Annotated in this window: 11 protein-coding genes; 8 read left to right on the top strand and 3 right to left on the bottom strand. The window is 57.3% G+C overall.

The genetic code is table 11. From position 1 onward, the window contains the following. The 7 genes from ACTIEN_RS01515 to ACTIEN_RS01485 all read left to right on the top strand — a co-directional run. A partial coding sequence (locus ACTIEN_RS01515) for a winged helix-turn-helix domain-containing protein (RefSeq protein ID WP_439521327.1) occupies positions 1-560 on the top strand: 560 nt, incomplete at its 5' end. Between the two features lie 2 nt (positions 561-562). Then, a complete protein-coding gene (locus tag ACTIEN_RS01510) occupies positions 563-2,278 on the top strand; it encodes a sensor N-terminal transmembrane domain-containing protein (protein WP_439521326.1) in 1,716 nt (571 codons plus the stop codon). A 9-nt stretch (positions 2,279-2,287) separates the two neighbouring features. After that, positions 2,288-2,728: an HPr kinase/phosphorylase gene (locus ACTIEN_RS01505; RefSeq protein WP_439521325.1), complete on the top strand. Its 441-nt coding sequence runs from the start codon at positions 2,288-2,290 to the stop codon at positions 2,726-2,728. A 16-nt stretch (positions 2,729-2,744) separates the two neighbouring features. Next, positions 2,745-3,668 carry an RNase adapter RapZ gene (gene rapZ / locus ACTIEN_RS01500; protein WP_439521324.1) on the top strand — a complete coding sequence of 308 codons (924 nt, stop codon included), beginning with the start codon at positions 2,745-2,747 and terminating at the stop codon, positions 3,666-3,668. Then, positions 3,665-4,066 (top strand): PTS sugar transporter subunit IIA, encoded by a 402-nt coding sequence (locus ACTIEN_RS01495; protein ID WP_439521323.1) that lies wholly within the window; start codon positions 3,665-3,667, stop codon positions 4,064-4,066. The genes rapZ and ACTIEN_RS01495 overlap by 4 nt, the downstream gene beginning before the upstream one ends. Positions 4,067-4,093: 27 nt before the next feature. Further along, positions 4,094-4,372: an HPr family phosphocarrier protein gene (locus ACTIEN_RS01490; protein ID WP_439521322.1), complete on the top strand. Its 279-nt coding sequence runs from the start codon at positions 4,094-4,096 to the stop codon at positions 4,370-4,372. A gap of 48 nt (positions 4,373-4,420) precedes the next feature. After that, positions 4,421-5,302, top strand: coding sequence for a lysophospholipid acyltransferase family protein (locus ACTIEN_RS01485; protein WP_439521321.1), 882 nt, complete (start codon positions 4,421-4,423; stop codon positions 5,300-5,302). Here the strand turns inward: ACTIEN_RS01485 and ACTIEN_RS01480 are convergent. Further along, entirely contained in the window at positions 5,299-6,174 is an 876-nt protein-coding gene (locus tag ACTIEN_RS01480) for a 3-hydroxybutyryl-CoA dehydrogenase (RefSeq protein WP_439521320.1), read from the bottom strand. The two genes, ACTIEN_RS01485 and ACTIEN_RS01480, sit on opposite strands and share 4 nt — an antisense overlap. Positions 6,175-6,324: 150 nt before the next feature. Between ACTIEN_RS01480 and ACTIEN_RS01475 the strand changes: the two genes are divergently transcribed. Next, positions 6,325-7,143: a DUF6473 family protein gene (locus ACTIEN_RS01475; RefSeq protein WP_439521319.1), complete on the top strand. Its 819-nt coding sequence runs from the start codon at positions 6,325-6,327 to the stop codon at positions 7,141-7,143. A 51-nt stretch (positions 7,144-7,194) separates the two neighbouring features. Here the strand turns inward: ACTIEN_RS01475 and ACTIEN_RS01470 are convergent, their stop codons facing one another. Both ACTIEN_RS01470 and ACTIEN_RS01465 read right to left on the bottom strand, forming a co-directional pair. After that, positions 7,195-8,124: an electron transfer flavoprotein subunit alpha/FixB family protein gene (locus ACTIEN_RS01470; protein WP_439521318.1), complete on the bottom strand. Its 930-nt coding sequence runs from the start codon at positions 8,122-8,124 to the stop codon at positions 7,195-7,197. Beyond that, the gene (locus tag ACTIEN_RS01465) at positions 8,124-8,882 is read right to left on the bottom strand and encodes an electron transfer flavoprotein subunit beta/FixA family protein (RefSeq protein ID WP_439521317.1); all 759 of its coding nucleotides are present in this window, start codon (positions 8,880-8,882) and stop codon (positions 8,124-8,126) included. The genes ACTIEN_RS01470 and ACTIEN_RS01465 overlap by 1 nt, the downstream gene beginning before the upstream one ends. Positions 8,883-8,911 lie beyond the last annotated feature (29 nt).

Genomic DNA, 8,911 nt, shown 5'->3' with positions numbered 1-8,911 from the left:
CCGTCTTTGATATCAAGATGCCCCGGATGGATGGCATGGATCTGCTCCAGCGGGTGCGCCAGAAATCCAAGATGCCGGTGATCTTTCTGACATCCAAGGATGATGAGATCGACGAGGTGCTGGGCCTGCGCATGGGGGCGGATGACTATGTCAAGAAGCCGTTTTCTCAGCGCCTTCTGGTAGAGCGTATCCGCGCGCTTCTGCGCCGTCAGGATGCCGTGGCAGGGGATGCTGCGGGAATCGAGGTTGAAGAAACCAAGCTGATGGTGCGTGGCAACCTGTCGATGGACCCGCTGCGCCACTCTGTGTCCTGGAAGGGCAAGGATGTGTCCCTGACGGTGACCGAATTCCTTTTATTGCAGGCACTTGCGCAGCGTCCGGGCTTTGTCAAATCGCGGGACCAACTGATGGATGTGGCCTATGATGATCAGGTCTATGTCGATGACCGCACCATCGACAGTCACATAAAACGGTTGCGCAAGAAAATGCGGACCGTCGATAATGAGTTTTCGGCCATCGAAACGCTTTACGGGATCGGTTACCGTTACAACGAAGAGTGACCATGGCACTGGTTGAGGGTATGACCCACGGAAAACCCGGAGGGCGCAAAGATGCAGATGTGGTTCTCGGGGATGACTGGGTCGCCCCCGACAGAACTGTTGAGTCTGAAGTGCGCAGCAACCGGGAAAAGCGAGGACTGTTTTCGCTCAACCGGTCGCCGCTGACCCGCAAGATCATCACCTTCAACCTTGTTGCCCTCAACTTTCTTGTTGCGGGTATCCTTTTCCTGAACTCATCGCGCGACACTTTGGCCGAACAAAAGGCAGAGTCCGTTCGTGTTGAGGCAGAGCTTATAGCCGATGTGTTTGAATCGCAGGCGATGGGTGATGTGGCCGTTAACCTTGGGACTGGCGAAGGTGTCAATGTTGGCAACACGCTCGACAATCTGGAAATGCGTCCCGGTCTGCATGTCTTTATCTTTGACGCCGCACGTTTCCTTGTCGGCGATGTCGACGGGGCGACCCTTGGCGCACAATTGCCTCCGCCTGCCGAAAAGCCGACGGTGATCTCTGATTTTCTGTTGACTGTCTGGAACAGCGTGTCGTCGGTATTCCATTCTGATGAAGGCCTGCAATCACTGACCCTTGAAGATATCCTGAGGCGGCAGATCGAAGAGACCGATCCGTCGCTAACCCGTGTTGAACGGTCCGAAGGCCCGAACGGACAGACGATCTTTACCGCCCTTAGCCCGATCGAGGTGGAAACAGGCGTCGCAGGCACGGTCGCCTTGGTGAGCTATGCGCCCGAGATAGACGCGGCGGTGCGGCTTGAGCGCGAGAACGTGTTGCAGATGTTTGTGATCGCCACCCTGGTGTCGATCGGTCTGAGCCTTGTTCTTGCGTCAACCATTTCGAACCCGATTTCAAATCTCGCCGATGCCGCCGAGGTCGGGCGGGATCGCAATCGTCGCAATGTGTCTTCGGGCCGCGTGCGCATTCCTGATCTGACGGCACGACCGGACGAGATTGGCCGCCTGTCCGGTGCGCTGCGGGGCATGGTCGCCGCGCTATATGATCGGATCGATGCGAACGAACAATTTGCTGCTGACGTGGCGCATGAAATCAAGAATCCCTTGGCCTCCTTGCGGTCCGCGGTCGGAACATTGCGCGTTGCCCGCCGTCCTGATCAGGTTGACCGCCTGTTGGACGTGATTGACCACGATGTCCGCCGTCTTGATCGCCTTGTCAGCGACATTTCGAACGCGTCGCGTCTGGACAGCGAGCTGGTCAAGGAAGAGGAATCCGAATTCAACCTGCTGGAAATGCTTGGCAATCTCGCTCAGTTTCTGGGTGAAGACGCCAAGCGCCAGGGTATCGAATTTATCGCTGACCTGCCCGATCGACCGATCCTTGTACATGGTCTTGAAGCGCGTTTGGCGCAGGTGTTCGTAAACCTGATCACAAACGCGATCAGCTTTTGCGAAGACGGCGATGCCATTCGCCTTTGGGCGCGTCGCCGTGAAAACCGCGTGCTGATCGTTGTCGAGGACACAGGGCCCGGCATCCCGGACGAGGCGTTGACAAAGATTTTCAAGCGCTTCTATTCCCAGCGTCCCGAGACCGATTTTGGCAACAACTCGGGTCTGGGCCTTGCCATCTCAAAGCAGATCGTCGAGGCGCATGGCGGCGTTATCTGGGCCGAGAATATTCGCCCGACCGAGGCGGATGTGACGTCCGAACCCCTTGGTGCGCGTTTTGTTGTTGGCTTGCCGCTGTAATATCTGAACATGGCCGATCCGGATACCCTTACTCTGCACGCCACAGCGGTGGCAGTTGGTGGGCGTGCGGCACTTGTGACGGGGGCGTCGGGTTCGGGCAAATCGTCTTTGGCGCTTGAGATGATGGCGCGGGGGGCGACGCTTGTGGCGGATGATCGTGTTCTGCTTTGCCGGGAAACCGATGCGATTTTGCTAACCTGCCCGGAACCGTTATGCGGGCTGATTGAGGCACGCGGTGTGGGACTTTTGCACGCAGATTGGCAATCGCCTGTTGAATTGTGTCTTGTGGTCGATCTGGATCAGACGGAAAAGGCGCGGTTGCCGCAGGATCACTGCATCACATACCTTGGGCAAACATTTCCATTGCTTCACAATGTTGCATCGCAGCATTTCCCTGCCGCAATTTTGCAATATCTAAGGGGCAAAGGGCGTGCGGATGTGCAGCCCTGAGCGCAGAAAAGGACATATGTCGACCCAACCTAACCAAACGCGCGTGGTTCTGGTCACCGGACCTTCGGGGGCCGGGCGCGCGACTGCGATCAACGTGTTGGAAGACTTGGGTTTTGAGGCGATCGACAACATTCCGTTGCAGATGATCCCTCGGCTGTTTGATGCGGGACCTCTGGATCATCCGCTTGCTCTTGGTATCGATGTTCGAAATCGGGATTTTACGTTGTCGCGGCTTCTGGACCTGCATCTTGATCTGGTGCGCCGGACGGACGGAAATGCGACCCTTCTGTTTCTGGACTGTCGGCCTGACGTTTTGTTGCGGCGATATTCCGAAACGCGCCGCCGCCATCCACTGGCGCAGGAGGACACTCCCGAGGTCGGGATCGCCCGTGAGATCGAGTTGTTGCGCCCAATCGAAGGCCGGGCTGACATTGTGATTGATACATCGCTTCTGTCGCCGCACGACTTGAAGGCCGAGTTGCACCAATGGTTCGCAGACAGCACATCGCTCAGACTGTCGGTGGCGGTTCAGTCTTTTTCCTACAAGCGCGGTATTCCGCATGGCGTGGACATGGTCTTTGACTGTCGTTTTCTTTCCAACCCCCACTGGGAAGCGCCCTTGCGCGACAAGACGGGCCTTGATCCAGACGTTCGGGCGTTTCTGCAGAACGATGAGCGGCTGAACCCATTCATCGCCAAGATCACTGATATGCTGACCTTTCTGCTTCCCGAAATGGAAGCCGAAGGCAAAACCCATCTGTCCATCGGGATTGGGTGTACCGGGGGGCAACACCGGTCGGTTGTCGTGGCGGAAGAGGTTGCAAGGGCTCTTGCAGAGGATGGCTGGCGGGTGTCAATTGGCCATAAGGAACTGATGCGACGGGGGGTCGTGCCAGCTGGCAGCACTGTGATGACAGATCGTGGAAGGGCAGAAAAGTGATCGGGATCGTGATTGTGGCTCACGGTGGGTTGGCGCATGAATATCTTTCTGCGGTCGAACATGTCGTTGGTCACCAACCCGGCATGGCTGCCGTTTCCATTAATGCGGACCACAATCGCGATGCCAAGCAAACCGAGATCTGCGCCTTGGCGGACGAGGTTGATAACGGCGATGGTGTCGTCATTGTGACCGACATGTTTGGTGGCTCGCCCTCGAACCTCAGTCTGCGCGCGTGCCAGCCTGACAACCGCCGGATTGTGTACGGCGCAAATCTGCCAATGCTGATCAAACTGGCGAAAAGTCGCGATAAATCGGTGCCAGAGGCTGTGCGTGCTGCACTGGATGCAGGTCGTAAATACATTGACAGCCAAGACATTACTCTGGATCAGAGCGCCTGATCACAAGGGTTAGGGAGGCCCGGCTGTATGACCGCCACGGCGCAACGCGTATTGAAAATCGTCAACGAGAAAGGGTTGCACGCTCGGGCGTCTGCGAAATTGGTCGAAGTTGTCGAAGGATTTGACGCGACGGCAGAGGTGCGCAAGGACGGGATGAGCGCGATGGGGGACAGCATCATGGGGCTTTTGATGTTGGCAGCTTCGAAAGGAACCTCTATTGAGGTAGTGACCTCCGGGCCAGACGCAGAGGCCCTGGCCACCGCAATCGAAACATTGGTGGCTGATTGCTTTGGAGAAGGCTGCTGATCGTGCGGGTCGGCGAGGACAACCGGAAACAGGACAGAACGCTGCCCCATGGTTGAAAGCTACCAGCACACAAATCCTGACGCGCGCCCGCTGGAATCGGGAGAAGTCCCGTACGACAAGCGCAAGCTCAGCTATGCCAATACGTTCACCAATCCGTGGAAAGCCAACACCATCCGCACGCTGGAATGGATGACGGGCAAGATCCCGTTGCTGCGGCTGGTGCGCAAGTTCGAACGGATGGGCCCTGCCGAAGGCCAGGCGTTCTGGGGTCAAGCGCTGGGCCTGATGAAGATCGCGATTGAAACACCTGCCGAACAGATGGCGCGCATTCCCAAGGATGGTCCGGTGATTGTGGTGGCCAACCACCCTCATGGGCTTGTTGATGGGATGGTTCTCGCCGAGCTGATTGGCCGTGTGCGGACGGATTACAAAATTCTGACGCGGTCCTTGCTCACCGGTGTGACCGAAGTCGAAGAGTTCATGATCCCTGTGCCTTTTCCACACGAGGAAGATGCGAGAGAGCAAAGCCTCGAGATGCGCAGCCGGGCGATGGGGCATCTCAAAGAGGGTGGCGTGATCGCGTTGTTTCCATCGGGCGTCGTGGCATCCAGTGACAGTCTTTTTGGTCCGGCCATCGAACGAAACTGGAATCCCTTTACCGCCAATCTGATCCAGCGGTCAGGGGCTACGGTTGTTCCCATTCATTTTCCGGGCCAGAATTCGCGGTATTACCAGATTGCCAACAGGCTGTCGGCGACCCTGCGACAGGGTTTGCTGATAAATGAAGTGATCCATGCCTGTGGAAAGCCGCAAAAGCCGATTATTGGAGAGCCGATTTCTTCAGAGGTTGTTCAGAGCTTCAACGGGCGCGGACGTGACTTCATGGTGGAATTGCGCCGCATCACGATGTCTTTGGGCAACAAGACTTAACGCGTCGGGACCGGCACATCGCCGCGATAATCGTAAAACCCGCGCTGGGTTTTCCGGCCAAGCCACCCCGCTTCGACATATTTGGTCAGCAATGGGCACGGGCGATACTTGGTATCTGCCAGACCGTCATGCAGCACGTTCATGATCGCAAGGCATGTGTCCAAGCCGATGAAATCCGCCAACTCCAACGGCCCCATCGGATGGTTCGCCCCCAGCTTCATCGACTGATCGATGGAATTCACGTTACCGACACCTTCGTACAGCGTGTAAACGGCTTCATTGATCATCGGCATCAGGATGCGGTTGACGATAAACGCGGGAAAGTCTTCGGCAGAGGCTGCGGTCTTGCCCAGCTTTTCCACCACGCCAAGGCAGGTTTCGTAGGTCGGCTTGTCGGTTGCGATCCCTCGGATCAGTTCAACCAACTGCATCACCGGGACGGGGTTCATGAAATGAAAGCCCATGAATTTTTCCGGGCGGTCCGTGCGGCTGGCCAACCGGGTGATCGAGATGGACGAGGTGTTTGACGTCAGAATTGTATTGTCCGCCAGATGGGGCAGCAGACTGTCGAAGATCTTTTGCTTGATCCCCTCGTTTTCAGTTGCGGCTTCGATCACCAGATCGGTTTGCGCCACTTGCGGCAGGTCCTGAGTGGTCACGATACGGGCCATCGCCTGATCGCGTTCAATTTGACTTATTTTTTCGCGGCTGACCTGACGGTCAAGATTGCGACCGATCACGTCGATTGACCGTTTCAAAGCCTCATCGCTGATGTCGTTCAGCACGACATCATAGCCAGCCAAGGCCATCACATGGGCAATACCATTGCCCATTTGCCCTGCACCAACAACGCCGATTGAATTGACCGTCATGCGCTTGCTCCGTCCGTTTCGCCGCAACAATGGCGTGTGGGGAAGGGGGCTGCAAGGTGGATCGGCGGGTTGTGTCGAAATTTAGGTTTAGCACTTTGGGAACCGAATCACGCCAGTCTCATCTCCGGGAAAAGAGAAGGGGGTGGGGATATGGAAATTTCCTCAGCGCGCGATCAAGCAATTGATTATGCGCCATGTCGATATAATGGATCACGCTTGTGGTTTCGGGGGCCGCGCAAGGCGCTGCGCCCGCCTTACGTCGTTTGTCTTGGCGGCAGTGGGGTTTACGGGCGCTATGTGGATCGGCCCTGGACGGCTGCGCTTGAAACGCAAATTGGCTGCACGGTTGTTAATCTGGGGGTCGAAAATGCCGGCATAGACGCCTATCTGAGCGATCCCGGCGCGCTTGTGACCGCGGCAAACGCGCAGGTTGTCGTGATCCAGCTGACCTGTAGCCACAACACGTCGAACCGGTTCTATTCGGTGCATCCGCGCCGAAACGACCGCTTTCTCAAGGCATCAGAGGCGTTGACGGCGCTCTATCCGGAAATGGACTTTACCGAGGTGCATTTCACCCGGCATCTTCTGGCGCGGTTGCGGTCGATCTGTCCTGAACGCTTTAACGTGGTCGCCCGCGAAGCGCGATGCGCCTGGCAAGCGCGCATGCGCAACCTGATTGGGCAAATGAACGGGGCGGTCTTCCTGCTCTGGTTTGACTCGTCACCATTGTCGGAAACTGTTGCGTTCAGCCCTGAAGGAGAGCCGTTCCTGACCCGCTCTGCCATCACGCCGCTGGACCCACATGTCAGGGCGATTCTCGAAGTGGTGCCGTCAGACTGGCGCGCGGGACAAGAAGACATGCGTGTTCCGTCGCTTGAACTGGCGCGGGCAGAACATTTGCCGGGTCCTGCGGCGCATGATGCGGTGGCAAGACTGGTGGCGCACGCGATCATCCCGGCCTTGCAATAAGAAACGGCGCGCCCGGACAGGCGCGCCGTCTCAATGCCTTGCAAGCTTTGTTCAGCTGAGCTTTTCGGTCAGCTCTGGCACTGCGTCGAACAGGTCTGCAACAAGACCGTAATCCGCAACCTGGAAGATCGGTGCTTCTTCGTCCTTGTTGATGGCAACGATGATCTTGCTGTCTTTCATGCCTGCAAGGTGCTGAATAGCACCCGAGATACCGACAGCAACGTAAAGATCGGGTGCGACAACCTTGCCAGTCTGGCCAACCTGCCAGTCATTCGGCGCAAAGCCCGAATCCACCGCAGCGCGCGACGCACCAACAGCAGCACCCAGGGCATCGGCCAGTTTTTCGATCATCGCGAAATCGTCCTGCGATCCCACGCCGCGCCCGCCGGACACGACGATCCCGGCCGAAGTGAGCTCGGGACGGTCACTTGCGGCGACCTTGTCCTCGACCCATTCGCTGAGGCCCGGATTGTCACCTGTGGAAATCGCTTCAACTGCGGCAGACCCACCTGTGGGGGCGACGTCAAATGTGGATGTCCGGAAGGAAATGACCTTCTTTGCGTCCGACGATTTCACGGTCTGAATCGCGTTGCCCGCATAGATCGGACGCTCGAACGTGTCGGCATCCACCACGGCGGTGACGTCGGTCAGAACCATCACATCCAGCAAAGCCGCCACGCGGGGCAGGATGTTCTTGGCATCTGTGGTGGCAGGCGCGACGATGTGGGAATAGTCGTCTGCAAGCGACGCAATCAGCGCTGCAACCGGTTCGGCCAGACGATGTCCGTAAAGTGCATCCTCGGCCAGCAAGACCTTGGATACCCCTTCGATGGTCGCGGCTTCGTCAGCAGCGGCTTTCGCAGTTGCACCAGCCGCGAGGACCACAACGTCACCCAGTGCTTTTGCGGCGGTCACTGTCTTGGATGTGGCGTCCATCGCCAACGCGCCATCGGTGATTTCGGCAATCAGAAGAACAGCCATTACACAGCTCCCGCTTCTTTGAGTTTCGCAACAAGCTCGTCAACCGAACCCACCTTGATACCTGCCGCGCGTTCTTCCGGTTCGGAGGTCTTCACGATTTCAAGGCGCGGAGTGACGTCGACGCCATAATCGGCGGCTGTCTTTTCATCCAGCGGCTTTTTCTTGGCTTTCATGATGTTGGGCAGCGATGCGTAACGCGGCTCATTGAGACGCAGATCGGTGGAAATAATCGCGGGCATCTTGACCTTGATGGTCTGCAATCCGCCATCCACTTCACGCGTCACAACAGCATGGTCGCCGTCGATGTCCACGTTGTTGGCGTACATTGCCTGGCTCCAGCCCAGCAGCGCCGACAGCATTTGACCCGTGGCGTTCATGTCGTTGTCGATCGCCTGTTTGCCGCACAGAACCAGGCCCGGCTCTTCTTCCTTGACGATGGCGGCAAGAATCTTGGCCACTGCCAAAGGCTCGATATCGGTGTGAACGTCGTCAGCGGCCACAACAAGGATCGCCCGATCGGCGCCCATCGCCAGCGCGGTGCGCAGAGTTTCCTGGCTTTGCTTGACGCCAATGCTGACCGCGATGATTTCTTCGACCTTGCCTGCTTCTTTCAGGCGGATCGCTTCTTCGACAGCGATCTCGTCAAACGGGTTCATCGACATTTTGACGTTGGCGAGATCGACACCGGACCCGTCCGCTTTGACACGAACTTTGACGTTGTAATCGATCACGCGTTTGACAGGTACCAAGACCTTCATATGCGCGTTCCTCTCGTTGGGATCACAGA

It is taken from the genome of Marivita sp., assembly GCF_051859345.1.
Lineage (GTDB): Bacteria > Pseudomonadota > Alphaproteobacteria > Rhodobacterales > Rhodobacteraceae > Marivita.
The sequence above is the reverse complement of the archived record's forward strand: the minus strand, read 5'-3'. Positions and strand labels throughout refer to the sequence as shown.